We start from the raw sequence: 26536 nt of genomic DNA on the forward strand, positions 1-26536 counted from the left end.
CTAGACTACCTAACTGACGTTTCGCGCCCGCCAGACGACAAAAGGATTTCGCATGACCGCCGCCACGATCGATACTGGCCTGACGAAGGCCGAACGGACCGATGTGACCCAGGAACTCAGCAAGGTCCTGGCCGACAGCTTCGCCATCTATCTGAAGACGCACGGGTATCACTGGAACGTGCGGGGACCTGAGTTCTTCACCTATCATAATCTGCTGGAGCAGCAGTACCGCGACATCTGGGACGCCCTGGACGAGATCGCCGAGCGGATCCGCGCGCTGGGGGAGTTCGCCCCGCAGTCGCACTCCGCCTTCGCGAATCTGACGTCGATCAAGGACGGCGATCCGGACAAGGACGCGCCCGCGATGCTGAAGGAGTTGATGAAGGACCACGAAACGGTCATCGCCACCTGCCGGGCCGCCCTGGCGGTCGCCGACGAAGACGGCGACGACGTGTCGGTGGACCTGCTGACCCAGAGGCTGGCCGCCCACGAGAAGTTCGCCTGGATGCTGCGTTCGACCCTGGGGGGCCGATAATCCTGCTCGCGGAACCGTAATCCTCGGCCTGAAAAGCGCCGCGAAGGCAGGCTATCGCCCTCGGCCCTCGCGGCGCTCGCGCCTGAACCGAAACCCTGATGACCGTATCGTTCGCCATACCTCTAGACTGGACCCGGGTGAAGACCCGCGCCCGACGCTATGCGGCGGCGGTGCCGGCCGCCCTGGCGGCGCTGGGCGTGGCGATGGCGGCCGGGTCCACGGTCAGGTCCGACACCGATCGCACGGCCGAGGCTGTGGCGCGCATGACCGAGGGCGATCTGACCGCGCGGGGTCTGGCGGCGCTGTCCGCGCGGATGGACCCGGCGCAGCTGGCCCTGGCCATCCGCTTCGATCCCAACGAGCGGCACACGGCGCAGCTGGGTCTGACGCCCGGCTGGGAAAGCCTGACCCTGGCGGGCAAGCCGTCGCTGGAACTGGGTGCGAACGGGCTGGAGGCCCAGAGGCTGAACGCCGCCATGCCGGCCAGCACGGGGGCGCTGCGCGCAGCCCGGCCCTTCGTCTTCAACGCCGCCAGCGAGGCCGATCGCCGACGGGCGATGCGGTGCCTGACACAGGCGGTCTACTACGAGGCCGCGCTGGAGAGTACGGAAGGCCAGGAGGCCGTGGCCCAGGTCATCCTGAACCGCGTGCGCGATCCCAACTATCCCAACACCGTCTGCGGCGTGGTCTTCGAAGGCGCGGAGCGCACGACCGGCTGCCAGTTCAGCTTCACCTGCGACGGAGCCCTGTCCCAGGCCCCGGTCGGCTGGGCCTGGGATCGGGCGCGCATCGTGGCCGAGCGGGCTCTGGCCGGGCATGTGGCGGACAAGGTCGGCACCGCGACCCACTACCACGCTGACTATGTCCACCCCTGGTGGTCGCCCACCCTGGCCAAGATCACCCAGATCGGCGCGCATATCTTCTATCGCTGGAAGGGCATCTACGGCGAGACCGCCGCCTTCAACCAGCGCTATGGGGGCCACGAACCGGTCATCGACGAAGCCCGCTTTTCGCGGCCTCGCCTGATCGCACCATCGACGCAGGTGGCTGCGGCAGGGGACCTGAGCGCCGAGGACGCGGCGGTGCTGGCCCAGGGCGGGGCCAATCTGCGCACCGTCGAAATCGACGGTCATACGCGGGTCGTGGGCGTCGCCAGCCTGGGCGGTCGCCGCCCCGGGACGGCCGACGAGATCGCCGCCATCAATGCGCGGCTGGCGACGTTCGAGGCTCCTGCCCTCGCACCGGTGCCGACCGCCCCCCCGCCCGCCGGCGTGACCCGGATGGACGTCGAGGAAGTCGGCAAACCCGCCCCCTGAAACCGCCACGCTTGCAACCCGGTCAAGGTTTCACGCATTTGACGGCTTGGCCATTCGCGCCGCCCCAAGGATACCGTTTGAGCGACCCCCAAACCCCGCGGACCCCGCAGACCTGGACCGAGCTGGATCGTCTCGCGGCCTTGCGGTCGCTCGAGGTCATTCACACCGAGCCGGAAAGCGACTTCGACGAGATCGCCAGACTGGCCTCCGCGATCTGCGAGACGCCCATAGCCCTGGTCAGCCTGGTCGAGGAAGACATTCAGTGGTTCAAGGCGCGGGTGGGTCTGGACGTCTGCGAGACGGATCGCAGCCTGTCCTTCTGCGACCAGGCGATGCGTGGCCATGACATCATGGTCGTACCGGACGCCTCGCTCGACCCGCGCTTCAAGGACAATGCGCTGGTCACCGGTGAGCCGAACATCCGGTTCTATGCAGGGGCTCCCCTGATCACTTCGGCGGGTCTGCCGCTGGGGTCGCTGTGCGTGATCGACACGACGGCCCGTCCAGGCGGGCTGACGCCGGTTCAGACCCAGACCCTGAGCGTTCTGGCGCGTCAGGTCGTCGTCCAGCTGGAGTTGCGGCAGGCCGTGACCCAGCGAGATCGTAGCGAGGAGGCGGTCCGCCGCGCGCTGGCGGCCTCCGATCACATCGGGGCCTGGGACTGGCATGTGCCGGAGGACAAGGTCGTCGCCGACACCCGCATGGCCCGCATGTTCGGCGTCGACCCCGCGCGCGCTACCGCAGGTCTGCCGATCGCCGAGTTCACGGCCTGCATCCATCCAGACGACCGGACGCGGGTCTCCGAGGCCATCCAGACCGCGATCGAGGGCACCGGCGACTTCATCAGCGAGTACCGTGTCGTCCAGCCCAACGGGGCCGAACGCTGGCTGCTGGCGCGCGGTCAGGTCTATGCGGCACCGGACGGCACGCCGCTGCGCTTTCCGGGCCTTGCCGTCGACATCACCGACAAGAAGGTGGCCGACGCCAGTCTGGCCAGGGCGACCCAGGCCCTGGCCGAGAGCGAAGCGAAGTTTCGCGCCATCGCCGACTCCTTGCCGCAGATGGTCTGGTCGACGCTGCCTGACGGCTTCCACGACTACTACAACGCCCGCTGGTACGAATACACGGGCGTGCCGGAGGGTTCGACCGACGGCGAGGGCTGGAATGGCATGTTCCACGCCGAGGATCAGGAGCGCGCCTGGGCGGCCTGGCGGCACTCGCTCGAAACGGGCGAACCGTATGAGATTGAATACCGGCTGCGCCGCGCCGACGGGGTGTACCGCTGGACGCTGGGGCGCGCCACGCCCATCCGGAACGCCGAGGGTCAGATCACCCGCTGGTTCGGCACCTGCACCGACATCGACGATCTGAAAAAATTGGAGCAGGGCAAGGATCTGGTCAGCCAGGAGCTGAGCCACCGGATCAAGAACATCTTCGCCGTCATCTCGGCGTTGATCGCCCTGTCGGCTCGCGAGCACCCCGAGGCCAAGGCCTTCGCAGCGGCTGTGCGCAACCGCATCGGGGCCCTGGCGAGGGCCCACGAGTTCGTCCGTCCACATTCGGAAGTCTCTCGGCCAACGGTCGGCAACACCACGCTGCACACCTTCCTCAACGCGCTGTTCGTGCCCTATGCCGACAACGCGGGCCGTCCCCGCGTCCTGATCGAGGGAGAGGATGCGGTGTTCGACGATCAGGCGGCCACGTCTGTCGCCCTGCTGTTCCATGAGCTGGCCACAAACGCCGCGAAATACGGGGCTTTGTCGATGCAGGACGGGCGTGTCCTTTTGACCACACGCGCAGAGGGCGAGCGTTTTATCCTGTGCTGGACGGAGGTCGGGGGGCCTTTGATCGCCGGTGAACCCGAGCGCGCGGGGTTCGGATCGTCCCTGGCCACCCTGTCGGTCGAGGGCCAACTGGGTGGACGACTGGAACGAACATGGAAGCCCGAGGGTTTGGTCGTCGAGGCAGACATCCCCGCCACTGCGCTCTCAAGACGCAGGGCCGCTCTCAAACTCGCATGAAACCCGTAACGACGTTGTGCGTTCGTTAGCGGACACTCTTTAACTGCTACAGACCTTGAAACGAAAAGGCTCATGACTGCGCGTATCCTGATCATCGAGGACGAGGCCCTGGTCGCGATGGAACTCCGGTTCGTACTCGAGGACCTGGGTCACGAGGTCATCGGCACCGTGGCGGACGCGCGAGCCGCGCGGACGGTCGCGGCCGAGACCGACATCGATCTCGCTCTGGTCGATATCCATCTGCAGGATGGACCGACGGGAATCGAGCTGGGTCGAGAGCTGGGTCAGGAAAAGGGCGTCACCGTTCTGTTCATGACGGCCAATCCGGGGATGGTTCGCGACGGTGTGGCCGGCACGATCGGTGTACTGACCAAGCCGACCGACGAACGCGCGGTCCAGACGGCAGTCGATTACGCTCTGCGTCGTCGCCAGGGTCGTCCGGTCGAATACGCGCCGCCCGAGCTTCAGCTGTTCGGTTGATCGAAGCGCACCGCGTGGCCCCCATGATCGAGATCTCCGACAAGGCCGCCGTCTGGCAGCTTGTCTACCGCAGCCACAGTCGAGACGGTGCGGCGAGCGCCCTTCAGATGTCCGACATCCTGTCGCAAGCCCGCCCGCTGAATGCGCGCGATGGCATCACCGGCGTTCTGACGGTGGTCGACGGCACCTTCGTGCAAATCATCGAGGGGACAGAAGCCGCCGTCGACGATCTGCTGAAGCGATTGTTGCGCGATCCCCGTCACAGCGACGTGCAAGTGATCGACCGGCGGGTTTCATCACGACGTCTGTTCGCCGACTGGGACATGGTCAGCCCTCGCCTGGCCTCGGACGAACTCGCGATCGTGGCCTTGCTGCTTCAGGACGAGGGCGCACGACTGGCGGATTATGGCGCGACCCTGTCGCGGGCCGTGCAGCGCCAGGATGCCTTGCTGGAAGGCGGGCGAGGACCGCGGGACTATCTTGCGTCCCAGGCCGTCGCCTCGGTCGGCGCGAAGCCCAAGAGCTGAGTTCCTACCAGGCGCCGATCTTTTCCGCCTCGTGGTGGGTGATCGGGTGATGCGCGCGCGCGTGATCTTCCTCGGCCAGAAACCTGACGGCCTCCAGCGCGGCCATACAGCCCATTCCGGCGGCGGTCACAGCCTGGCGATAGACGTCGTCGGTGACGTCCCCCGCAGCATAGCAGCCTTCGACATTGGTCGCCGTCGTACCCGGCTTCACCACCAGATAGCCACCCTGTTTCGTCTCCAGCTGGCCGAGGAACAGTTCGGATGACGGCGCGTGGCCGATGGCGATGAAAACGCCGTCGCACGCCCGCTCATGCGTCTCGCCGGTCTTTGCGTGCTTCAGCCGGACGCCCGTGACGTTTGAGGCGACACCATCGTTCTGGCCCAGGATTTCATCCACCTGATGATCCCAGACCACCTCGACCTTGGGATTGGCGAACAGTCGATCCTGCAGGATTTTCTCGGCGCGGAACTCGTCCTTCCTGTGCACCACGGTGACCTTGGCGGCGAAGTTCGTCAGAAACAGCGCCTCCTCGACCGCCGTGTTGCCGCCGCCCACCACCACGACCTGCTTGCCGCGATAGAAGAAGCCGTCGCAGGTGGCGCAGGCGCTGACGCCGAACCCCTGGTATTTCGCCTCCGACTCCAGACCCAGCCACTTGGCCTGGGCTCCCGTCGAGATGATGACGGTCTCGGCCAGGATTTCGGCTCCGCTGTCCAGCGTCAGCCGGAAAGGGCGCCGCGACAGATCGCAGGACACCACGATGTCCTCGATGATCTCCGTGCCGACGTGCAGCGCCTGGGCCTTCATCTGTTCCATCAGCCAGGGGCCCTGGATGACCTCGGCGAAGCCGGGGTAGTTCTCGACATCGGTGGTGATGGTCAACTGGCCACCGGGCTGGATGCCGGCGATGACCACGGGGTTCAGGCTGGCGCGGGCGGCATAGATGGCGGCGGTCCAGCCGGCGGGGCCGGACCCGATGATGGCGCATCTGACGGTCGTGGGGGTGGTTTTCGAAGAGCTCATGAGTGCTATCTAGTCGCTGATTCCGCCGGGCGCGATGCCCGCAGGTGTGGATAAGGACGCTCGCATGCAGGGACGCAGTTACATCGGGGTGTTCATCGCCATCGGTGCGGCCGTCGGGGCCGGGATCGGCTATGCCGTCGGCAGCATCCTGATCGGTCTGATCATCGGCTTCGCCCTGGGGATCGCGGTCGGCGTGGCCCTGGACGCCAGCGGGCGCAAACGCAGCTCGAACCGAGGCGACGGCAAAGACGACGCGACCTTTCCGCTGATCATGGGTGGCGGGTCGGATGGCCATGGTCACGGCCACGGGTCGCACGGCGACGGTGGAGGCTCTGACGGCGGGGGTGGTGACGGCGGCGGTGGCGGGGGCGACTAAGCCCGAGCCATCCGTTCCAGGATGACGCGGGCGGCCCGCTCCGTTTCGGTCAGCGGATCATAGGTCCAGGGCACGAGGGTCCCGTCGAAGGCGCGAGCCGCGCCGCGTTCGGCCAGATCGGCATGCAGCCGGGCGAACTTCCCGGCGGCTTTGCGCGCGATCATCGGCAGAATGTGAACCGGCTTGCCGGTCGAGGCGGCTTCGGCGGCCATATTGGCGCTGTCCTCGGTGACCAGGATGTGATCGGCCGCCTCCAGGAAGGCAAAGAGGGGATTGGCGCCGGTGCCGTCCCAGATCCAGCCCGGCAGGTCCGAAAGACGAAGCGTCATGGCCGATTTCGCGACCGCCGGCGTGCGGCGCGAGAAGGTCAGCAGGACCGACCCATCGACCGCCCGAACGGCCGCCTCGATCCGGTCGGCCAGGGCCAGGGCATGATCCTCGGTCAGGTCGAAAGCCTTCGACCGTCCGCCGATCAGGACGGCCACGCGCGGCCGGGGCAGGGGCTCCAGGCGATCGGCGAAGGGGGGGGCGGCGGCGGCGAGGGCGTCCGCCGTGATCCGGTGCGGTGACCCCGTGATGGACGCGACGTTCGGCGCGCTCAGGCCATCGTGGGCCGGAGCCACGACCAGATCGAATCCGGCCGGGTCGATGCGTGGATCCTGGGTCTGGACGACGAAGGTGCGGCCGCCGCTCAGCCGACGGGCCGCCAGCGACAGGGGCAGGGTGGCGCGGCCGGTGGCGATCCACAGGTCTGGCCAGGTCTCTCCAGGCGCCGGGAAGGGCGCGTCGGCGGCCTGGTCGAGCATCCACGGCGACTTCAGTCCGACCGGCAGCCAGTCGAACGCCGGCCGCCAGCGAACGCGTCGGACGTCGAATTCAGCAGGTCTGAGGCGCGCCACCGCCTCGGCGAGGCCGCGCGCCTGATTTTCCATGCCGATGCGGCCGTCGGAGACGACCTGGATGCGAAAAGGGCCGGAGCCTACTTCCACTCGACCTTGAGGATCTCGTAGGCCTTGACGCCGCCTGGGGTGTTCACCTCGACCGTGTCGCCGACCGCCTTGGAGATCATGGCGCGCGCGATGGGCGAGGAGATCGAGATCTTGCCCTGCTTCACGTCGGCCTCGTGCTCGCCAACGATCTGGTAGCGGCCCTCTTCCTCGGTATCCTCGTCGACCACGGTGACCGTGGCGCCGAATTTGACCTGATCTCCGCTCAGCTTGGAGACGTCGATGACCTGGGCGCGGCTGATCTTGTCCTCGATCTCGGCGATCGATCCTTCGATCCAGCCCTGACGCTCCTTGGCGGCGTGGTACTCGGCGTTTTCGGACAGGTCGCCGTGTTCACGGGCCTCGGAGATGGCCGCGATCACGCTGGGCCGTTCCACCGACTTCAATTGCTTAAGCTGATCGTCGAGGGAGCGGTAGCCCTCGGCCGTCATCGGCACTTTTTCCATGTGGTCGTGATTTTTCTGGGTTGTCGCCCGGTAAACCGGAGAGGGGACTGAAAGAGGAACTCTGGCGAATGCACTGGATCGCTGGGCGCGCGCGACCGGCCGAAGAAACTAGGGCAGACCGACCGAAAACTCAAGGCGGGGTCAGGCCGCGGGCGGCGGTACGGCCTGGGGCGGCGTTTCGACGACGACGCGATTGGCCCGCTGTCGGGTCAGGGTGTTGCGGGCCACACGGTAGACGATCCAGGCCACCAGGGCCGCGGCCAGCAGCGCCGCCAAACCGGACATGACTGCGATGCCCATGGCGATGAAGGCCAGGAACAGGGCGACCGCGGCGGCCAGGGCGGCACAGATGTGGATCATTCGAAAGCGCATGACCGGTTAACGCCCGCCACTGGCCATGGTTGCCCGTCGCGTCAGGCGTAGGCGTAAGGCCCGCCGCGTTCCAGGGCGCGCTGATAGGCAGGACGTGCGTGAATGGCGCTCAGGAAGGCCTTCAGACGGGGCTTGTCGCTGCCGTAGGGCACGCGGCTGGCGCCGGCCTCCAGCGGAAAGCTCATCATGATGTCGGCGGCGCTGAAGGCCTGGCCGGCAAACCACTCCGACTTGCCCAGTTCGGCCTCCCAGTAGGCTGTATGGGTCGCGATCTGAGGATCAATGAAACCGGTCTGGGCCTTGTTCGCGATCGCCCTGACCAACGGTCGCACGAGCCCGGGCGAGCGCGGCGGCAAGGCTCCGAACACCAGCTTCAACAGCAGAGGAGTCATGGCCGACCCCTCCGCATAGTGCAGCCAATAGGTAAAGCGGCGGCCCTCCGGCGTCCCCACCGTGGGCTTCAGCCCTCGCCCAGGATAGGCCTCCAGCAGGTATTCGACGATGGCCCCGGTCTCGGCCACGACGGTGTCGCCGTCCTGGATCACCGGCGACTTGCCCAGCGGGTGGATCGCGCGCAACTCGGGCGGGGCCAGCATGGTCTTGGCGTCCCGCTCGTAGCGCTTGACCTCATAGGGCAGGCCCATCTCCTCCAGCAGCCACAGCACGCGCTGGGACCGGGAGTTGTTCAGGTGATGGACGACGATCATGGAACGGCTCCGCTGCGTGCGAGGTCACCCTAGCGCGGTTGACGCGGCGGAGCGCAAGGGCTGCGTCAGCCGGTCCGTCCGCTCCACCGACGACGCGGATGGGTCTGGGACTGCGTCGGGCGCGGACCGGTCTTGAGGTTGGGTGTCACACCGGTCCGGCGGCTCTGCCACAACTCATAGGCCAGGGTGGCTAGGGCGAGCTTCCCGGCATGGCGTCCGGCGAAGCGGCGGCCACCTTGCGACAGCAGAAGTCCGCCCAGGGCGGTGGCGATACGGGACAGGGCCATCAGGGTTCTCCTCGGTTCGTCCCTGACAACGATCCTTTGCGGCACAGGTTCACGGTCGTTGAAACCCTGCGCGCTTTCGCCCACACCACGGGCATGAGCACGCCCGAGCCCCGCCTGACCAGTCTCGCCCATGGTGGCGGATGCGGCTGCAAGCTGTCGCCGGGCGTGTTGCGGGAGATTCTGGCCGGGATGCCGCAAGGCGCGGCGTTCGCCAATCTGATGGTGGGGACCGAGACCAGCGACGATGCGGCGGTCTGGCGGTTGAACGACACCCAGGCTCTGGTGGCGACGACGGACTTCTTCATGCCGGTGGTGGACGATCCCTTCGACTTCGGCCGGATCGCGGCGACCAATGCCCTGTCGGATGTCTATGCCATGGGCGGGCGGCCGATCCTGGCGCTGGCGCTGGTGGGGATGCCGATCAACGTCCTGTCGGCCCAGACGATCGGGCGCATCCTGGAGGGCGGGGCCAGTGTGTGCGGGCAGGCGGGCATCCCGGTCGCGGGCGGTCATTCGATCGACAGCGTCGAGCCGATCTACGGGCTGGTTGCGCTGGGGCTGGTGCATCCCGACCGGGTGCGGACCAACCGCGGGGCGAGGGTCGGCGACGTCCTGATCCTGACCAAGGGATTGGGCGTCGGCGTGCTCAGCGCGGCGCTGAAGCAGGGGCGGCTCGACGCGGCGGGGTATGCGACGATGATCCACTCGACGACGCAGTTGAACGCCGTCGGGGCCGACCTGGCAGACGTCGATGCGGTTCATGCCATGACGGACGTCACCGGCTTCGGGCTTTTGGGTCATGCGCTGGAGATGGCGCGAGGCTCGGGGCTGGCGGTCGAGATCGACCCGGACGCCGTGCCGCTTCTGGAGGGCGTGGAGACGCTGGCAGCCGACGGCGTTCGCACCGGCGCATCCGGCCGCAACTGGGACAGCTATGGCGCGAGCATGGCCCTGCCCGGAGGGTTCGAAGGGTGGCGGCGCGATCTGCTGACCGACCCCCAGACCTCGGGTGGCTTGCTGATCGCGGTCGCGCCCGAAGCCTCCGCTGCCGTTCTCGATCAGGTGCGGGCGGCGGGCTTCGGCCGGGCGGCTGTGGTCGGGCGGATGACCGAAGGCTCCGGGGTGCGCGTCGTTTGATCCGGCGCACGACCGATCTGACGGCGGCGGCGCGGGGCGGCTTCGACGCGATCATCGACGTGCGCAGCCCGGCCGAATTCGCTGAGGATCACATCCCGGGGGCCATCAACCTGCCGGTCCTGGACGACGCCGAGCGTGCCGAGATCGGGACGATCTATGTCCAGCAGTCGAAATTCCTGGCCCGGCGCATCGGGGCGGCGAAGGTGGCCAGGAATATCGCGGCGCATCTGGATGGCGCGCTGAGGGATCGCGACGGCAGCTTTCGGCCGCTGGTGCATTGCTGGCGCGGCGGGCAGCGGTCAGGAGCCATGGCGGCGGTCATGGACCAGATCGGCTGGCCGGTCACGGTGCTGGACGGCGGCTATATGACCTGGCGGCGGACCGTTCAGGCAACCCTGTATGGTGACGGCTCGGGGCTGGAGGTCGTGCTGCTGGACGGCGGTACCGGGTCGGGCAAGACGGCGTTGCTGGCCCGGCTGGCGGAACGGGATGTTCAGGTTCTCGATCTGGAAGGGCTGGCGGCCCATCGCGGCTCCCTTTTCGGGGCGCTGAAAGGTCGGCCCCAGCCGTCGCAGAAGCTTTTCGAAAGTCGCCTGTTCGCCGCGATGGAGGGTCTGGATCCCGCGCGGCCGGTAGTGGTCGAGGCCGAAAGCAGCCGGATCGGCGCGCGCACGATCCCGCCCGCGCTGTGGGCCGCGATGGGTCGGGCATCGGTGATCGAGCTGTCGGCCCCCGTTGAGGCGCGAGCCGCGTTTTCGGCGCGGGTCTATGCCGACATCGCGGCGGATGCAGGGGCGCTTGAGACGGCGCTCGGTCGCCTGCCGCCGCATCATTCGAAGGAGACGGTCGCCGGGTGGAAGACCATGGCGCGAGAGGGGGAGGTCGAGGCCCTTGCGGCCGCTCTGATCGCCGAACACTATGACCCGGCCTATCGGCGCATGTCGGCGCGGCGCGACCGGCCAATGCTGGGGCGGGTCGAGATGGTCGATGTGTCGGACGGCGAACTGGATCGGGCGGCGGATGCCATCGTCAAGACCCTCTCCCTCTAGGAGAGGGAAACGGTTAGCGTCACCGTCATGACCCGATCACGCACGCGCGCCATCTTCACCTCTCTCAGCCTTTGGGTGCTGATCGCCCTGGTCGGGGGCGTGGCGGCGGGGGCGGCGGCGCAGGCCTATGGGATTCCGGGCGGGACGGGGACGATCGCGGTCGTCGATGCCCTGGGTCAGCTGTGGCTGAATGCGTTGCGCATGACGATCATCCCGCTGGTGTTCAGCCTGCTGGTCACCGGCATCGCCTCGATCGCGGATGCGGCGGCGTCCGGGCGGCTGGCGCTTAAGGCCGTTCTGGTGTTCGCCGCCCTGCTGGTCGTCGCCACGGTCTGGGCGGTCGGCTCGTCGCTGGGGCTGCATATGCTGTGGCCGATCGATCCGGCGGGGGCCCAGGCCCTGATCGCCGGCGCCCCGCCCGAGGCCGCGTCGGAGGTTGCGGGCAACGTCACCGGCGGCGGGTTCGAGGCGTTTTTGACGGGCCTGGCCCCCTCCAACCCGATCAAGGCCGCGGCCGACGACGCCATCCTGGCCATCGTGGTCTTCGCGATCGCGTTCGGGTTCGCCACGACGAAACTGCCCGAGCGCCTGCGCCAGCCCGTCGCCCTGTTCTTCGAGGCGGTGGCCCAGACGATGATCGTGATCGTGCAATGGGTGCTGGCCGTGGCACCGCTGGGTGTGTTCGCCCTGGCAATGGGTGTGGGGCTGCGGGCCGGGCTGGGGGCGGCGGGGGTGCTGGGCCATTACATCGCCCTGGTGGTGCTGAGCCTGATCGGGCTGATCGTCCTGACCTATGTCATCGCCGTCGTGTTCGGACGAATCAGTCTGGGGCGGTTCGCCTCGGCCGTCGCCCCGGCCCAGGTCGTGGCGTTCTCGACCCAGTCGTCGCTGGCCTGCCTGCCGGTGATGGTGGAGCGGGCGACGACGCGGCTTGGGGTCTCGGCCCCGACGGCGGGTCTGGTCCTGCCGCTGGCGGTCGCGGTGTTCCGCATCACCTCGACCGTCGCCAACCTGGCCGTCGCCATCTATTGCGCCAAGCTGTTCGGTGTGGTGCTGAGCCCGCAGGTGCTGCTGGCCGGATCGGTCGCCGCCCTGGCCATCAGCATCGGCACCGTCGGCCTGCCCGGACAGGTCAGCTTTTTCGCCTCGATCGGCCCGATCTGCCTGGCCATGGGCATTCCCTTGCAGGTTCTGCCCCTGCTGCTGGCCGTCGAGGTGGTGCCGGACATCTTCCGCACCGTCGGCAACGTCACCGCCGACCTGGCGGCGGCGCGGATCGTGGAGGGGTCTGGCGCTTCGGATTTACTGGATGCGGACTGAGATCAGCCAATCCGGTCGCGCATCTGCACCATCACCGCCGTCGCCTTCTCGACACTCTCCAGCACGGCGTCGGCGTCGCCCGTAACACAGCCCAGGTCGAACTCGAGCGTCTGATCCGGCAGGCCGTCCTGCGACCAGACCACCTTGCCGTAAGGCATGTCATAGACGGTTCGTTCGCAGCGGAAGGCCATGCCTTCAAAGGCCCGGAACTGAGCTCGGACGCGCTCGAAGTCGGCGGCAGAGACTGAGAAATCCTTGTCGCCGTCCGGCGGCTGGCGCCAATGCGCGGTCCCCCCGGCCGGGATTGTCCATTCCTCGCGCACATTTCCCCAGGTCATCCAGACCAGCTTGATCTGTGACGGCGCGGGCAGGGGAGGATGGCCGGGTTGTGGTGCCCGCTCGGCCAGATCGTAGACGTAACGGAACGCCTGATTGCTGTGGATCGAGCGCTGGATGTGAGCGGGATCGTTGCACGTCGTGGTGAGTGGAACCTCGTGGACGTCATCCCCGCGGGTCCACCGGATATGACCGGGCGGATCGGAGGTCAGCTGGCTGGGGCAGGGGTTCCCGCCGTCTCGCAACGGCGCGAGCAGGGCGGCGACCCGGGCGTAGGTATCGGGCGTGGACTCAAAGACGTAGTCTTCCCGGTCGCTCACGCGAAACCGCCCCCGGCCGCCGTTTTCTACGGAATAGAACATGACGTCCGGACGGTAGACGACCTCGATGGCCTCGGGAGGACCGGAGGGCAACGTGGCGGACGGCAGGGAGGCGCATCCGGCCAGGACTGCGCCGCACAATGTCCAGATTATGGAATTTCGCTTCATCGGTCTCGGCCTTCCCTCGGATAATTCCCTTTCCGCCCGCGTCGATCTACCAGCCGCTCTGATGTCCGGCGTAGGTCAGGCAGGCCGAGGCGCGGTTGAAGACGGCGTTCAGGTCGTCATCCGTGCGGGCCCGGAAGAGGCGTCGAAAGACCTGATGGTCCGGCTCGAACGCCTCGACCGGTTTTCCCACGCAGGTCCATCGAAAGCCGTCGTCGGCGGCTTCGACCAGCACCACGATGTCGCCCGGGCGCGCCTGAAGCCGGGACAAGGTCTGTTCGATGCACGAACGCGTGCCGTCTGCCTCGGTCAGGCAAGGCGTGAAGTCACTGTCCTTCAGGGGCGTCTCCCGCAGGGCGATATAGCGGCGAGTGACCAGGGTGGTCAGGGTACCTTCGCTGCGGTGCAGGGTCTCGGCATCGACGTCAGGCCCGACGACGCGCACCAGGCCGACCTCGGGCGGAGGCGGCCCCTGTGGGGCGAGGCCCCACAGCGCCAACAACAGGCCCATGACCTTAGCCGCAATCATCCCTGCCCCCTCGCCAGTGCCGACCACCGCGCAGACAATCACCGCTGACGCCGGTCATCAAGTGACCGAAGACGACCGCCTAACCGAAATCAGGGACCGTCAGCAGCCACCAGACGATCCCGGCGACCGTGGCCAGATGCATCAGGATCACCACGCCCAGGCGGGTGCGGAACGGCTCCTTGTGCGTCTTGTGCCGAAGCAGGTGCTGACCCAGCCACGCCCCGAACCCGCCGAACACCGCCGCCCAAAGCAGGACCTTTTCCGGCGTACGCCGAACGCCCGCCACGGCCGCGCGCTTGTCGATCCAGAACCGCAGAAAGGCGTGTCCGTTGGCCAGGGCCAGGAGGATCAGGAACAGATCGATCCGGCTGGGTGCCATCTCAGTGGGCGAAATCCTGGATGGGGCGGACGTCCAGCGCGTCGGCCTGAATCGCCCCGATCGCCTGCGCCGCCGCCAGGGCCCCGGCCGAAGTGGTGTAATAGGGGATCTTCATCATCAGGGCGGTCCGGCGAAGGCTGAACGAATCCTGCAGCGACTGCTTGCCTTCGGTGGTGTTGATGACCAGCTGGACGTCGCCGTTCTTCATCGCATCGACGATGTTGGGGCGGCCTTCCAGCACCTTCTTGACGTAGCCGACGCTCAGACCCTGTTCCACCAGATAGGCGTGGGTGCCGCCGGTGGCGATGACCTCGAAGCCCTGTTTCAGGAGCAGGGCGACCGCCTCCGCCACATAGGGTTTGTCCGCGTCCTTGACCGAGACGAAGGCGCAGCCGGTGGTGGGCAGGGTCGTACCGCCGCCGATCTGGGATTTGGCGAAGGCGCGGGCGAAGGCAGGGGCCATGTCGGCCTCTCCGGGCCGTTTGAAGTCCAGGCCCATGACCTCGCCGGTCGAACGCATCTCCGGGCCCAGGATGGTGTCGACGCCGGCGAAGCGGGCGAAGGGGAAGACCGCTTCCTTGACCGCGATATGGTCGTAGGGAACGTCGGTCAGGCCGAAGGACGACAGCGGCACCCCGGCCATGACCTTGGCGGCGATGGCGGCGACCGGTTGCCCGATGGTCTTGGCCACGAAGGGCGCGGTGCGGGACGCGCGCGGGTTCACCTCCAGCACGAAGATGCGGGGGCTGTCGCTGTGCGGCTCCTCGATGGCGAACTGGACGTTCATCAGGCCGCGAACCTTCAGGGCGCGGGCCATGGCCTCGGTCTGGCGCTTCAGCTCGGCGACGATCTCGGCCGAAAGGGAGAAGGGCGGCATGGAGCAGGCGCTGTCGCCGGAGTGGACCCCGGCTTCCTCGATGTGTTCGAGCACGCCCGCCACGAACACCGTCTCGTCGTCGCACAGGGCATCGACGTCGACCTCGGTGGCGCGGTTCAGATAGTGGTCGATCAGGACGGGATCGTCGCCCGAGACGCGCATCGCCTCGCCGACGTAGCGGTCCAGCTGTTCGCGATCATGGACGATCATCATGCCGCGTCCGCCCAGCACGTAGGAGGGGCGGAGCACGACGGGGTAGCCGACCTCGTCCGCCTTGTCGGCCGCTTCCTGGGCGGACCGCGCCAGGCCGTTGGGCGGCTGCATCAGGCCGATGTCGTTCAGCATGACCTGGAACCGCTCGCGGTCCTCGGCCAGGTCGATGGAGTCCAGACTGGTGCCCAGGATGGGGATGCCGTCCTCGTGCAGCGCATGGGCCAGCTTCAGCGGGGTCTGGCCGCCGAACTGGACGACGACGCCGATCAGGTCGCCCCTGGACCGCTCGACCTCGATCAGCTCCAGCACGTCCTCGGCCGTCAGGGGCTCGAAATAGAGCCGGTCCGAGGTGTCGTAGTCGGTCGAGACGGTCTCCGGGTTGCAGTTGACCATGATGCTCTCGACGCCGATGTCTGCGAAGGCGAACGCCGCGTGGCAGCAGCAGTAGTCGAACTCGATCCCCTGACCGATCCGGTTGGGACCGCCGCCGAGAATGATGGCCTTCTTCGCGTCGGTCGGCTCGGATTCACATTGGGGCACCTGGCCCAGGGCACCGGTCTCATAAGTCGAATACATGTAGGCCGTGGCCGATTTGAACTCGGCGGCGCAGGTGTCGATGCGCTTGAAGACAGGTCGCACGGACAGGGCGCGACGGGCGTGACGGACCTCGCGTTCGGTCGAACCCGTCAGCTGGGCCAGACGGGCGTCGGAGAACCCCTTGGCCTTCAGGGTGCGGAAGTCCGCCGCGCTGGTCGGCAGGCCCTTGACCCGAACGTGGCCCTCTTCGCGCACGATGTCGGCGATCTGGCGCAGGAACCACGGCTCGTAGGAACAGGCGGCGTTGACCTCCTCGACCGACAGGCCGTGGCGGAAGGCCTGGGCGATGACGCGGATGCGGTCGGGCGTGGGCTGGCCCAGCGCCCGAACGACGGCGGCGCGGGCGGAGGCGTCATCCTCGACGTCCACCGTGCCCTCGATCTCGATCTCGTCGAAGCCGGACAGGCCGGTTTCCAGCCCGCGCAGGGCCTTCTGCATGGATTCCTGGAACGTCCGGCCGATGGCCATGACCTCGCCGACCGACTTCATCGAGGTCGACAGGGTCGCCTCTGCGCCGGGGTATTTCTCGAAGGCGAAGCGGGGGATCTTGGTCACGACATAGTCGATCGACGGCTCGAAGCTCGCCGGGGTGACCATGGTGATGTCGTTGGTCAGTTCGTCCAGCGTGTATCCGACCGCCAGCCGCGCCGCGACCTTGGCGATGGGGAAGCCTGTGGCCTTGGAGGCGAGGGCGGACGACCGCGACACACGCGGGTTCATCTCGATCACGACCATCCGGCCGTCGGCCGGGTTGATGGCCCACTGGACGTTCGATCCGCCGGTCTCGACGCCGATCTCGCGCAGCACGTTGATCGAGCCCGTGCGCATGCGCTGGTACTCTTTGTCCGTCAGCGTCAGGGCGGGGGCGACCGTGATGGAGTCGCCCGTGTGCACGCCCATCGGGTCGATGTTCTCGATGGAGCAGATGATGATGCAGTTGTCCGCCGTGTCGCGGACGACCTCCATCTCGTACTCCTTCCAGCCCAGCACGCTCTCTTCGATCAGCACCTCGGTCGTGGGCGACAGGTCCAGGCCGCGCAGGACGATCTCCTCGAACTCCTCGCGGTTATAGGCGATGCCGCCGCCGGTGCCGGCCAGGGTGAAGCTGGGGCGGACGATGGCGGGCAGGCCGACGAACTCCAGGCCGTCCAGGGCCTCGTCCAGGGTGTGGGCGGCCTTTGACCGGGGCGATTCCAGACCCAGCTTATCCATGGCGTCGCGGAATTTCTGGCGGTCCTCGGCCTTGTCGATGACCTCAGCCCTGGCCCCGATCATCTCGACGCCGTATTTCTCAAGCGCGCCCGACGCATCGAGCGCCAGGGCGGTGTTCAGCGCCGTCTGGCCGCCCATGGTGGGCAAGAGGGCGTCGGGGCGTTCCCGGGCGATGATCCGCTCGACGAACTCCGGCGTGATCGGCTCGATATAGGTCGCGTCGGCCAGACCCGGATCGGTCATGATCGTGGCCGGGTTGGAGTTGACCAGGATGACGCGGTAACCCTCGGCCTTCAGCGCCTTGCAGGCCTGGACGCCCGAGTAGTCGAACTCGCACGCCTGGCCGATGACGATCGGCCCCGCGCCGATGATCAGGATGGATTTGATGTCCGTGCGTTTGGGCATCTCAGCCTCCCTTAATTCGTCACGACCGCGCACTCCCAGCCGTCGTAGTCGAGCTGGAAGGCCGCGGCCCAGGATTGCATCATGGCGCTGACGGGGGCGAAGGACGCCTCGTCGACCGCCATCGTCGTCTCGAGAATGGTGGCGTCGTCCTGGCCCTTGGTCAGGAAACCGGCGCGGCGGGCGACCTCGTTCAGGTCGTCGTGGTCACCCTCGCCATAGAAGTAGAACAGGGTGTGGCGCGGCGTGATTCCCGAATCGCCATGCTCCGCCAGCGATGCGCGGATCATGGCGTCTCGCTCTTCGTGAGGGATGGCGTCGTCGTCCAGGGCGGTCTCTCGCTCGCGCGCGAACGGCCGGCGCAGCGAGGATCGCGGACCGGGGGCGTTCGGGTTGTCGGTTAAGCGGCCCGTTTAGAGAGACGGGCAGCGCCGTGCAACCCGTCTCCTTCCCATCGCGCGGCTCGGGGTGAGACGGCTGTTTCCATACAGAATGGTGAGGACCGTGCTGCTGCGAACGTCGAGCTTGCGATCCTCGAGATGCGACGGAAAGCGTCCCATAACTCGCTAAGACGCCGCTATTTGAACGGTGGCTCATGCAGGAATAGTCACGATCTCGTGATAAATCCTCAAAATAGACATGCTTCCGGCCGGTGTGTGTTGCGATCTAGACCGTGGCGACGATAGGTCCCCACCACGCAATCCCCGATCCACAGTCTCAGTCCGCTGTCAGGAGTCCAGTCAGTCCCATGATGAACCGTTCCCGCCTTCGTCACACCTCGGCCCTCGCAGGCGGCATTCTCGCCGCCGCGCTCATCGGAACCCCGGTTCTGGCCCAGACCGCCCCGGCCCCCCAGCCTCAACAGGAAGCGACGTCGCTGGATGAGATCGTCGTGACGGGTACGCGCATCCGGGTGCAGGACTATGTCGCCGCCAACCCGGTGACCTCGGTCACGGCCGAGACGATCACCAACTCGGGTCAGACGAACCTGACCCAGTTCCTGACGGACATTCCGGCGCTCTCCAGTTCTCTGACGCTGCAGGACGGCGCCGACACATCGACGCCGGGCCTGGCCGGTTTGAACCTGCTGAACCTGCGTGGCCTGGGTACGGATCGGACGCTGGTGCTGGTCAACGGGCGTCGTCATGTGTCGTCCAGCCCCGGCACCCCCTCGGTCGACGTCAACTCGATCCCGGTGGCTCTGGTCGAGCGGACCGAAGTCCTGACGGGCGGCGCATCGGCCGTTTACGGCGCGGACGGCGTGTCCGGCGTGGTGAACTTCATCCTGAAGGACGACTTCGAGGGCGTCGACTTCCGCACCCAGTACGGCACTTCGGACGAGGGTGGCGCCGACAACTATTATGCCAGCCTGCTGCTGGGCGACAACTTCGCCGATGGACGCGGCAACGTCACCCTGGGCTTCGAGTACAACAAGGACGAGGCCCTGAAGTTCTCGGAGCGGGAGTACACCCGCTCCGGAAATCGCCGGATCTTCATCAACAACCCGGACGACCCCGAAACGTTCGGTGGTGCCCAGACGCCCGGCATCACTGACCTGATCCTGACCAACAACGTCCGCTACATCGACACCTCGCGCGGCGGGTCGATCTATACCAACTTCGACACGGCGACGACCAACTCCGGTGTCAGCTTCCTGGGCAATGGCGACCCCTTCGTCGACGGCGTCTATGCGGGCGGCTTCACTGCGATCGGCGGCAGCGGCACGCCGCTGGACGACTTCAACGACGACCTGCTGCCCGGCCTGGAGCGCGGTACGATCAGCCTGACGGGACGTTACGATCTGACGCCGGGACTGCGCGCCTTCACCGAGCTGAAATACACCCAGAGCCAGACCCAGTTCTTCGCCCAGCCCAGCTATCTGTATGGACTGTTCGTTCCCCTGGACAACCCGTTCATCCCGGCGAGCGCCCGCGCCGACTCGCTGACCCCGGGCGGCCTGGGCCTGTCGGATGGCGCGGTCCTGCTGGCCCGCGACAATTTCGATCTGGGCACGCAGAACTATGACATCACGCGCGAGACGTGGCGTGGGGTCGTGGGTCTGTCGGGCGACCTGACCGACAACATCAGCTTCGAGGCGTCCTACACCTACGGTCGTGCCGATCAGGAGCAGACGGCCAAGAACGTCATCATCAACGACCGCTTCTTCGCGGCCAGCGACGTGATTGTCTCCGGCGGCCAGCCGGTCTGTCGATCCAATATCGATCCGACGGCGGTGCCGGTCGGCGACGTGTTCGGCCAGTTCCAGTTCCCGGCCGAGGCCTTCGGCGCGACCTTCACGCCGGGCGCAAACTCGGGCTGCCAGCCGCTGAACCTGTTCGGCGAAGGCAAGAACAGCCAGGCCGCGATCGACTGGATCACGGGCGAATACACCAGCGACGCCACGATCGAACAGCATGTCGTCAACGCCTTCATCTCGGGTGACACGACGGGCTTCTTCAGTCTGCCGGGCGGCCCGGTCGGCTTCGTGCTGGGCGGCGAATATCGCAAGGAAAGCAGCGACGCGCGTCCGTCGGACATCGAGCTGCTGGCCGACTCGCTGGAATATCCGCTGACCGGCATCGGCCGCGCCTCTCGTACCCAGGGCGAGTTCGACGTGTCTGAAGTCTTCACCGAAGTGTCGCTGCCGATCGTCAAGGACCTGCCGTTCGCCAAGTCGGTCGAACTGTCGGCCGCCTATCGTTATTCGGACTATTCGACCAGCGGTGGGGCCGACACCTGGAACGTCAACGGACGCTGGGATATCGACGACACCCTGGCCTTCCGGGCGACGGTCGCCCGGGCCGTGCGCGCGCCCAACATCGTCGACCTGTTCCAGGGTCGCCAGCAGACGTTCGGCACCTTCGCCGATCCTTGCTCGGCCGAGAATCTGACCGAAGGTGAGAACCCGACGCTGCGTCTTGCGAACTGCCAGGCCGATCTGGCCACGTTTGGCCTGACGGTCGGGGCCGGCGGGTATCAGAACACGAGTTCGGAATCGGTCGGTGGCTTCGTCCAGGGCAATCCGAATCTGAATCCTGAAAGCGCCGACACCTACACGTTCGGGTTCGTCATCACGCCCGCCGACATCCCCGGCTTCTCGCTGTCGCTCGACTACTACAACATCGAGATTGCCGACGCGATCCAGGCCTATTCGTCCCAGACGATCGTCAACAACTGCTACGACCTGCCGCGTCCGAACCAGTTCTGCGATCTGATCGAGCGGGGCACGGTGGGCGGCAACCCGGGCCGGATCGTCAGTTTCGACCAGATCCCCGGAAACCTGGCCAGCTACGAGACCTCGGGCTGGGATCTGAACGCCAACTACCGTCTGGACCCCGCCAACTTCGGGATCGAGCGCGATATCGGCACGTTCAACTTCGCTCTGGTCGCCAATCTGCTGGACACCCTGACGTTCACCGAGGTGTCGGGCGCTGACCCGATCAACTCGCAGAACCGCCCGGGTTCGCCGGAATATACGGCGACGTTCGACGTGACGTGGAACTGGAAGTCGTTGGCCGTCAACTACGGCTTCAGCTACTTCAACGCTGTGGATCGTCAGAGCCGTCAGGGGCTGGCCAACAACCCGGACGCCTACGCACCGGAATACCGTCAGTTCCCGGCGCGCGAAGTCCACGACATCCGCGTGGCCTATGACGTCAATGACGGGCTGGGTCTGTATGCGGGCGTGAACAACTTCACCGACGAGCAGCCCGCACCGGGATCGGAATCCTATCCGGTCAACGCCCTGGGTCGTTATTTCTATGTCGGCGCGACCGCCAAGCTGGGATCGCTCGGCAGCCTGTTCGCCTGGCGCTGATCCCCCCCGAGCAGCACCGGATGACGAAGGGAAAGGCGGCCCCCCGCGCGGGGGCCGCCTTTTTCTATGCGCGTTCGGCGATCCAGGCGGGCAGGGCTGCGATGGCCTCGAGGGCACCGTAGCGGGCGTGATCGGCAGGCGCATCCGCCAGTTCGTGGGCCCAGGTGACATGATAGGGGATGTGCACGGCGAAGGCTCCGGCCTCCAGCGCGGGCAGGACGTCGGACTTCATCGAGTTGCCGACCATCACCGCCTCGGCCGCGCCCGTGCCGTGACGGGCGAAGACGCGGTCGTAGGTGCCGCGATCCTTCTCCGACACGATCTCGACGGCGGCGAACAGGTCGCCCAGGCCCGAGGCCGCCAGCTTGCGCTCCTGATCCAGCAGGTCGCCCTTGGTGATCAGGACCAGGCGATGGGTTTCGGCCAGCGCAGCCACCGTCTCGTCGACGCCGGGCAGGGTCTCGACCGGGTGGGCGATCATCTCGCGTCCGGCGGCCAGGATTTCGCGCACGACGGGGGCGGGCGCATCACCCTCGCACAGCTCCATGGCCGTCTCGATCATCGACAGGGTGAAGCCCTTGATGCCGTAGCCATAAAGGCGAAGGTTGCGCCGCTCGACCTCGGCCAGCCGAGCCTCGGACGTGGCCGCGTCGGCATGGGTGGACAGCAGATCCAGGAACCGCGCCTGGGTCAGGCGGAAGATCGTTTCGTTGTGCCAGAGGGTGTCGTCGGCATCGAGGCCGACCGTGGTGATGGGCATGGGGGATCTCCGGCTGTGGCAGGTGATCTCGCGCGCGCCTTGTGCGGGGTCAACCGGTCGCGTTGCGCCCCGTGCACGACCGCTGCATGTCCCCGCGAATGAACGTGAACGACATGAAGACATCGGCTGTGGTGATCGGCGCTTCCGGCGGCATCGGGGCCGCGGTCGCGGACGCTCTGCAAGCCAGCGACGCTTTCGACGTCGTCCATCGTTTCGCGCGCTCCGCGGGGGCAGGGGCACATATCGATCTCGAGGACGAACGGTCCATCATCGCTGCCGCTGGGCAGATGGCTCATGGGTCTGTCCCGTCCCTGATCTTCGTGGCGACCGGCGTCCTGCATCATGGGCAGGAACCGGAACGGTCCTACAAGGCCATGACGGCCGAGCACCTGCTCAGGGACTACCGCGTCAACGCCGTCGGTCCGGCTCTGGTCGCCAAGCATTTCGCGCCGCTGATGCCGCGCGATCGGCGGGCGGTGTTCGCGGCGCTGTCGGCGCGTGTGGGGTCGATCGGCGACAACCGGCTGGGCGGGTGGCACAGCTATCGCGCGTCCAAGGCGGCGCTGAACATGATCCTGACCAATCTTGCGATCGAGCTGGGGCGTTCCCATCCGCAGGCGGTGGTGGCGGGTCTGCACCCCGGCACGGTCGACACCGGGCTGAGCGAGCCCTTTCAGCGCGGGGTGAGGCCGGACAAGCTGTTCACGCCCGAACATTCGGCGATGCGACTGCTGGCGGTGCTGGAGGGGCTGACGCCGGCCGACAGCGGGGGCGTTTTCGCATGGGACGGCGCGCGAATTCCGGCATAGCGTTTTGGCATGAGCCAGACCGAGACGATTCCACTGGAGGCCCGGCAAGGGGTGCGCAAACTCGGCTGGGGCCTGGCCGCCCTGGTCGTGGCCGGGAACATGATCGGATCGGGCGTCTATCTGGCCCCCGTCGCGCTCGCCGCGACGGGATCGTCCAGCCTGATCGGCTGGCTGATCTGCGGGGCCGGGGCGATGATCCTGGCGGCGGTGTTCGCGGGGCTGGGCCGGTTCCAGCCTGATGCGGACGGACTGACGGACTTCACGCGGCGAGGCCTTGGCCGGTTCGTGGGGTATCAGACGGCGATCGCCTACTGGGGTGTCTGTCTGACGGGCAATGTGGCGGTGGCGCTGGCCGGGACGGGGTATCTGGCCTTCTTCCTGCCGTCCCTGGCCGAGCCGATCCCGGCCATGCTGTGCAACCTCGTCCTGATCGGTGTGACGACGGCGGCCTATGCGGCCGGGGCCCGCGTGGCGGCCCGGCTGGGCGCTGTGACCCTGGTGATCGGCCTGCTGCCGCTGGTGCTGGCCATCGTGGCCGGGGCGATGGCGTTCAGTGGACCGACCTTCGCCGCCTCATGGTCGCCGCAGGGCCTGCCTCTTGCCCAGAGCGTGCCGGCGTCGCTGGTGGTGATTTTCTGGTCCTTCCTGGGGCTGGAAAGCGCGGCGGCGCTGTCGCAACTGGTGCGCGATCCGGCCCGCGACGTGGGTCGGGCCAGCGTGGCGGGCGTCGGACTGGCGCTGGTCGTCTATGTCGCCGCCAGTGTGGCGGTGTTCGGGGTCATCCCGGCGGGCGAGTTGGCCAGTTCGACCAGCCCGTTCGCCGATCTGGCGGCGCGGGTCTTCGGGGCGTCGGTCGCCGGCTTCGTGGCCGCCTGCGCGGTCATCAAGGCGCTGGGCACCATCGCCGGCTGGACCATCCTGGGCGGGGAGACGGCGAGGAGCGCGGGCGAGGCCGGATATCTGCCGCGCTGGTTCGGATCGGCGGTGACGCCGGGACGACTGCCGCTGGCCAATCCGCTGATCAACGGCGCCATCATGGCTGGGCTGGTGGTCATGACGTCCCAGCCGACTCTCGCCGGACAGTTCGCCCTGCTGATCGGGGCCTGCACGGTGCTGACCATCTGCCTGTACGCCCTGTGCTGCATCAGCCTGTTCCGGGCGAGCGATGCCCTGGGATGGCGAGCGCTGGCGGTCGTCGGGCTGGTCTTCTCGATCGGGGCGGTGGTGGCGGCGGCCCCGGGCAACATCGTTCCGGCCATCGTTCTGTTCGCCGTCGCCTCGGTCGGGTGGCTGTGGGTGCGCAGGGGGCCGCAGGCGCGCGTTGACCCGGCCGCGTCGCCTCTGTAGCAACGCCGCCGTTTGCCCGCCGGGATTCGGTGGTAAGGAGCGGTTCATGACCCAGACCCTACTTCCCGGCTGCACCGGCGTGCTGGCCCTGGCCGACGGCACCATCTTTCAGGGAATCGGCGTCGGCGCGACCGGCTCGGCGCTCGGTGAGGTCGTCTTCAACACGGCCATGACCGGGTATCAGGAGATCCTGACCGACCCGTCCTACATGAGCCAGATCCTGGCCTTCACCTTTCCCCACGTCGGCAACACCGGCACGAATATCGACGACATCGAGCAGATGGGCGGGGGGTCGGACACCTCGGCGCGCGGCGCGATCTTCCGCGACCTGCCGACCGATCCGGCCAACTGGCGCTCGGACGCGTCGCTCGACGCCTGGATGAAGCGGCGGGGCGTCGTCGGCCTGTCCGGCATCGACACCCGCGCCCTGACCCAGACGATCCGGGACAAGGGCGCTCCACACGCGGTGATCGCCCACGATCCAGACGGCGACTTCGACCTGGAGGCGCTGGTCGCGCAGGCCGGGGCCTGGCCCGGTCTGGTCGGCCTGGACCTCGCCAAGCCCGCCTCGACCCTGCAGGCGTTCGAGTGGGACGAGGGGCTGTGGGAATGGCCCGAAGGTCACCCCAGGACGCAGGGCCGCAAGTCGGTCGTGGTGGTGGACTATGGCGTCAAGCGCAACATCCTGCGCGCGCTGGCCTCGACCGGCGCGAAGATCACCGTGGTGCCGGCGACGACGACGGCGGAGGAGGTTCTGGCACGCAACCCCGACGGCATCGTCCTGTCGAACGGGCCGGGCGATCCGGCGGCGACGGGCGACTATGCGGTGCCGGAAATCCGGAAACTGGTCGATAGCGGCAAGCCGGTGTTCGGCATCTGCCTGGGGCATCAGATGCTGGCGCTCGCGCTCGGTGGCAAGACGGTGAAGATGGATCAGGGGCACCACGGGGCCAACCATCCGGTCAAGGATCTGACCACCGGCAAGGTCGAGATCGTGTCGATGAACCACGGCTTCACCGTCGATCGCGACAGCCTGCCCGACGCGGTGGTGGAGACGCACGTGTCCCTGTTCGACGGCACCAACTGCGGCATCCAGCTGAAGGACCGGCCGGTGTTCAGCGTGCAGCATCACCCCGAGGCCTCGCCGGGGCCGACGGACAGCCTGTATCTGTTCGACCGGTTCCAGGCCCTGATGGACGCCTAGGTTGGCGTCGTCGCCCAGCGCCCGTTCGGACTATCTGCACTGGCTGTCCCAGGCGCTGGGGTCCGCGCGGGTGGAGCCTGTGTCTGGCGTGGGCATCACCGACCTCGTTGCCGGATACGCCACCGGCTATGACGCCCACCACATCGCGCCCTTCGTCCGGTCATTGCGCAGCGTCTTCGATGGGGAAATCGCCCTGGCGGCCGATGCCCGGCCCGATGTCGAGGCCCTGTTCGCCGACCACGACGTGCGGTTCCTGGCCCAGCCGGAGACCGAAGGCTGGCGACCCCATCCGGTCATGGCCCGGTTCGCGGCGGTGGATGCGCATCTGGTCGGGCGAGGCGATATCCGCAACGTTCTTCTGACCGACGTGCGAGACGTGATCTTCCAGAAGACCCCGTTCGAGCCCGCGCCAGAGCGGCTGGAGGTGTTCCTGGAGGGCGATCGGCTGGCGGACCATGCCTTCGACATGAAATATCTCCGGGCGCTCGCCGGGGATGCGATCGCCGCCGACCTGGCCATGGCCCCTGCCATCTGCGTCGGAACGATCCTGGGCCCGCGCGCCGACATGATCCGGTTCTGCCGCACCGTGCTGATGCTGGCCGCCGTGCCGCGCTCGGAGATGGGCGGCAGCTTCGGGGCCGATCAGGCGGCCTGCAACATGGCGATCCACATGGGGCTGGTGGAGGCCGAGGTGCGCGCCAACTACGGCCGGGTGGCCACCATCGGGCTGGCGGCAGCCGACGGGTTCGCATTCCGGGATGGTCAGGTGGTCAATCCGGACGGATCGATCAGCGCCATCGTCCACCAGCACGACCGGCACCCGATGCTGGCCGAGGCCGTGCGCGGCCGTTGGGCCGTCGGTCTGGAAGCCCGCGAGCGGGTGACGCCCAAGACTTTGGGATCACGCCTTCAACGGCTGAGGCAGTCTCTGGCGCGGCGGCTGCCCGAGGCGCGGTAGCTCAGGC

Annotated in this window: 26 protein-coding genes; 14 read left to right on the forward strand and 12 right to left on the reverse strand. The window is 67.4% G+C overall.

Features of this window, described 5'->3' with window-relative positions; genetic code table 11:
- Positions 1-52 precede the first annotated feature (52 nt).
- The 5 genes from AC1DW4_RS01120 to AC1DW4_RS01140 all read left to right on the forward strand — a co-directional run bounded on the left by AC1DW4_RS01120 (position 53) and on the right by AC1DW4_RS01140 (position 4879).
- Positions 53-535: a Dps family protein gene (locus AC1DW4_RS01120; RefSeq protein WP_477015394.1), complete on the forward strand. Its 483-nt coding sequence runs from the start codon at positions 53-55 to the stop codon at positions 533-535.
- 98 nt (positions 536-633) lie between these two features.
- Positions 634-1851, forward strand: a complete 1218-nt coding sequence (locus AC1DW4_RS01125; protein ID WP_477015395.1) for a cell wall hydrolase — start codon at positions 634-636, stop codon at positions 1849-1851.
- Between the two features lie 77 nt (positions 1852-1928).
- A complete protein-coding gene (locus tag AC1DW4_RS01130) occupies positions 1929-3872 on the forward strand; it encodes a PAS domain-containing protein (protein ID WP_477015396.1) in 1944 nt (647 codons plus the stop codon).
- Between the two features lie 72 nt (positions 3873-3944).
- Positions 3945-4352, forward strand: coding sequence for a response regulator (locus tag AC1DW4_RS01135; protein ID WP_477015397.1), 408 nt, complete (start codon positions 3945-3947; stop codon positions 4350-4352).
- A 23-nt stretch (positions 4353-4375) separates the two neighbouring features.
- Complete coding sequence (locus AC1DW4_RS01140) at positions 4376-4879, forward strand: BLUF domain-containing protein (RefSeq protein ID WP_477016196.1); 504 nt, start codon at positions 4376-4378, stop codon at positions 4877-4879.
- Positions 4880-4883: 4 nt separating this feature from the next.
- On the opposite strand, the gene trxB is transcribed toward AC1DW4_RS01140, so the two are convergent.
- Positions 4884-5903: a thioredoxin-disulfide reductase gene (gene trxB / locus AC1DW4_RS01145; protein ID WP_477015398.1), complete on the reverse strand. Its 1020-nt coding sequence runs from the start codon at positions 5901-5903 to the stop codon at positions 4884-4886.
- 64 nt (positions 5904-5967) lie between these two features.
- Here trxB and AC1DW4_RS01150 point away from each other — a divergent pair, with 64 nt between their 5' ends.
- Complete coding sequence (locus AC1DW4_RS01150) at positions 5968-6279, forward strand: hypothetical protein (protein WP_477015399.1); 312 nt, start codon at positions 5968-5970, stop codon at positions 6277-6279.
- On the opposite strand, the gene AC1DW4_RS01155 is transcribed toward AC1DW4_RS01150, so the two are convergent.
- The 5 genes from AC1DW4_RS01155 to AC1DW4_RS01175 form a co-directional block, all read right to left on the reverse strand.
- Positions 6276-7268, reverse strand: a complete 993-nt coding sequence (locus AC1DW4_RS01155) for a mitochondrial fission ELM1 family protein (RefSeq protein ID WP_477015400.1) — start codon at positions 7266-7268, stop codon at positions 6276-6278. The genes AC1DW4_RS01150 and AC1DW4_RS01155 overlap by 4 nt on opposite strands.
- A complete protein-coding gene (gene greA, locus AC1DW4_RS01160) occupies positions 7259-7732 on the reverse strand; it encodes a transcription elongation factor GreA (RefSeq protein ID WP_477015401.1) in 474 nt (157 codons plus the stop codon). The genes AC1DW4_RS01155 and greA overlap by 10 nt, the downstream gene beginning before the upstream one ends.
- Before the next feature lie 141 nt (positions 7733-7873).
- Positions 7874-8092 carry a hypothetical protein gene (locus AC1DW4_RS01165; protein ID WP_477015402.1) on the reverse strand — a complete coding sequence of 73 codons (219 nt, stop codon included), beginning with the start codon at positions 8090-8092 and terminating at the stop codon, positions 7874-7876.
- 53 nt (positions 8093-8145) lie between these two features.
- Complete coding sequence (locus AC1DW4_RS01170) at positions 8146-8811, reverse strand: glutathione S-transferase family protein (RefSeq protein ID WP_477015403.1); 666 nt, start codon at positions 8809-8811, stop codon at positions 8146-8148.
- A gap of 65 nt (positions 8812-8876) precedes the next feature.
- Positions 8877-9098: a cysteine protease gene (locus tag AC1DW4_RS01175; RefSeq protein ID WP_477015404.1), complete on the reverse strand. Its 222-nt coding sequence runs from the start codon at positions 9096-9098 to the stop codon at positions 8877-8879.
- A gap of 93 nt (positions 9099-9191) precedes the next feature.
- Here AC1DW4_RS01175 and selD point away from each other — a divergent pair, with 93 nt between their 5' ends.
- Genes selD through AC1DW4_RS01190 form a run of 3 tightly spaced genes read left to right on the forward strand, consistent with a single transcriptional unit; the run spans position 9192 to position 12604 of the window.
- Positions 9192-10235, forward strand: coding sequence for a selenide, water dikinase SelD (gene selD / locus AC1DW4_RS01180; protein ID WP_477015405.1), 1044 nt, complete (start codon positions 9192-9194; stop codon positions 10233-10235).
- Positions 10232-11284, forward strand: a complete 1053-nt coding sequence (gene mnmH / locus AC1DW4_RS01185; protein WP_477015406.1) for a tRNA 2-selenouridine(34) synthase MnmH — start codon at positions 10232-10234, stop codon at positions 11282-11284. The genes selD and mnmH overlap by 4 nt, the downstream gene beginning before the upstream one ends.
- 27 nt (positions 11285-11311) lie before the next feature.
- Positions 11312-12604, forward strand: a complete 1293-nt coding sequence (locus AC1DW4_RS01190) for a dicarboxylate/amino acid:cation symporter (RefSeq protein WP_477015407.1) — start codon at positions 11312-11314, stop codon at positions 12602-12604.
- A 2-nt stretch (positions 12605-12606) separates the two neighbouring features.
- Here the strand turns inward: AC1DW4_RS01190 and AC1DW4_RS01195 are convergent, their stop codons facing one another.
- The 5 genes from AC1DW4_RS01195 to AC1DW4_RS01215 form a co-directional block, all read right to left on the reverse strand.
- A complete protein-coding gene (locus tag AC1DW4_RS01195; protein WP_477015408.1) occupies positions 12607-13401 on the reverse strand; it encodes a hypothetical protein in 795 nt (264 codons plus the stop codon).
- Positions 13402-13474: 73 nt separating this feature from the next.
- Positions 13475-13954 carry a hypothetical protein gene (locus tag AC1DW4_RS01200; RefSeq protein ID WP_477015409.1) on the reverse strand — a complete coding sequence of 160 codons (480 nt, stop codon included), beginning with the start codon at positions 13952-13954 and terminating at the stop codon, positions 13475-13477.
- A gap of 79 nt (positions 13955-14033) precedes the next feature.
- Positions 14034-14333: a DUF1294 domain-containing protein gene (locus AC1DW4_RS01205; protein WP_477015410.1), complete on the reverse strand. Its 300-nt coding sequence runs from the start codon at positions 14331-14333 to the stop codon at positions 14034-14036.
- A 1-nt stretch (position 14334) separates the two neighbouring features.
- Entirely contained in the window at positions 14335-17637 is a 3303-nt protein-coding gene (gene carB / locus AC1DW4_RS01210) for a carbamoyl-phosphate synthase large subunit (RefSeq protein WP_477015411.1), read from the reverse strand.
- An 11-nt stretch (positions 17638-17648) separates the two neighbouring features.
- Positions 17649-17924: a hypothetical protein gene (locus AC1DW4_RS01215; RefSeq protein ID WP_477015412.1), complete on the reverse strand. Its 276-nt coding sequence runs from the start codon at positions 17922-17924 to the stop codon at positions 17649-17651.
- A gap of 458 nt (positions 17925-18382) precedes the next feature.
- Between AC1DW4_RS01215 and AC1DW4_RS01220 the strand changes: the two genes are divergently transcribed.
- Positions 18383-21451, forward strand: a complete 3069-nt coding sequence (locus AC1DW4_RS01220) for a TonB-dependent receptor domain-containing protein (RefSeq protein ID WP_477015413.1) — start codon at positions 18383-18385, stop codon at positions 21449-21451.
- A 64-nt stretch (positions 21452-21515) separates the two neighbouring features.
- Here AC1DW4_RS01220 and AC1DW4_RS01225 read toward each other — a convergent pair whose 3' ends face one another.
- Entirely contained in the window at positions 21516-22211 is a 696-nt protein-coding gene (locus tag AC1DW4_RS01225; RefSeq protein ID WP_477015414.1) for an HAD family hydrolase, read from the reverse strand.
- A gap of 86 nt (positions 22212-22297) precedes the next feature.
- On the opposite strand from AC1DW4_RS01225, the gene AC1DW4_RS01230 reads away from it, so the two are divergent.
- Genes AC1DW4_RS01230 through AC1DW4_RS01245 form a run of 4 tightly spaced genes read left to right on the forward strand, consistent with a single transcriptional unit; the run spans position 22298 to position 26529 of the window.
- The gene (locus tag AC1DW4_RS01230) at positions 22298-23020 is read left to right on the forward strand and encodes an SDR family NAD(P)-dependent oxidoreductase (RefSeq protein ID WP_477015415.1); all 723 of its coding nucleotides are present in this window, start codon (positions 22298-22300) and stop codon (positions 23018-23020) included.
- 9 nt (positions 23021-23029) lie between these two features.
- Positions 23030-24367 (forward strand): amino acid permease, encoded by a 1338-nt coding sequence (locus tag AC1DW4_RS01235; RefSeq protein ID WP_477015416.1) that lies wholly within the window; start codon positions 23030-23032, stop codon positions 24365-24367.
- Between the two features lie 46 nt (positions 24368-24413).
- The gene (gene carA / locus AC1DW4_RS01240) at positions 24414-25571 is read left to right on the forward strand and encodes a glutamine-hydrolyzing carbamoyl-phosphate synthase small subunit (RefSeq protein WP_477015417.1); all 1158 of its coding nucleotides are present in this window, start codon (positions 24414-24416) and stop codon (positions 25569-25571) included.
- A 1-nt stretch (position 25572) separates the two neighbouring features.
- On the forward strand, positions 25573-26529 hold the full coding sequence (locus tag AC1DW4_RS01245; protein WP_477015418.1) for a hypothetical protein: 957 nt from the start codon (positions 25573-25575) through the stop codon (positions 26527-26529).
- Positions 26530-26536 lie beyond the last annotated feature (7 nt).

It is taken from the genome of Brevundimonas sp. P2_A6, from assembly GCF_056404975.1.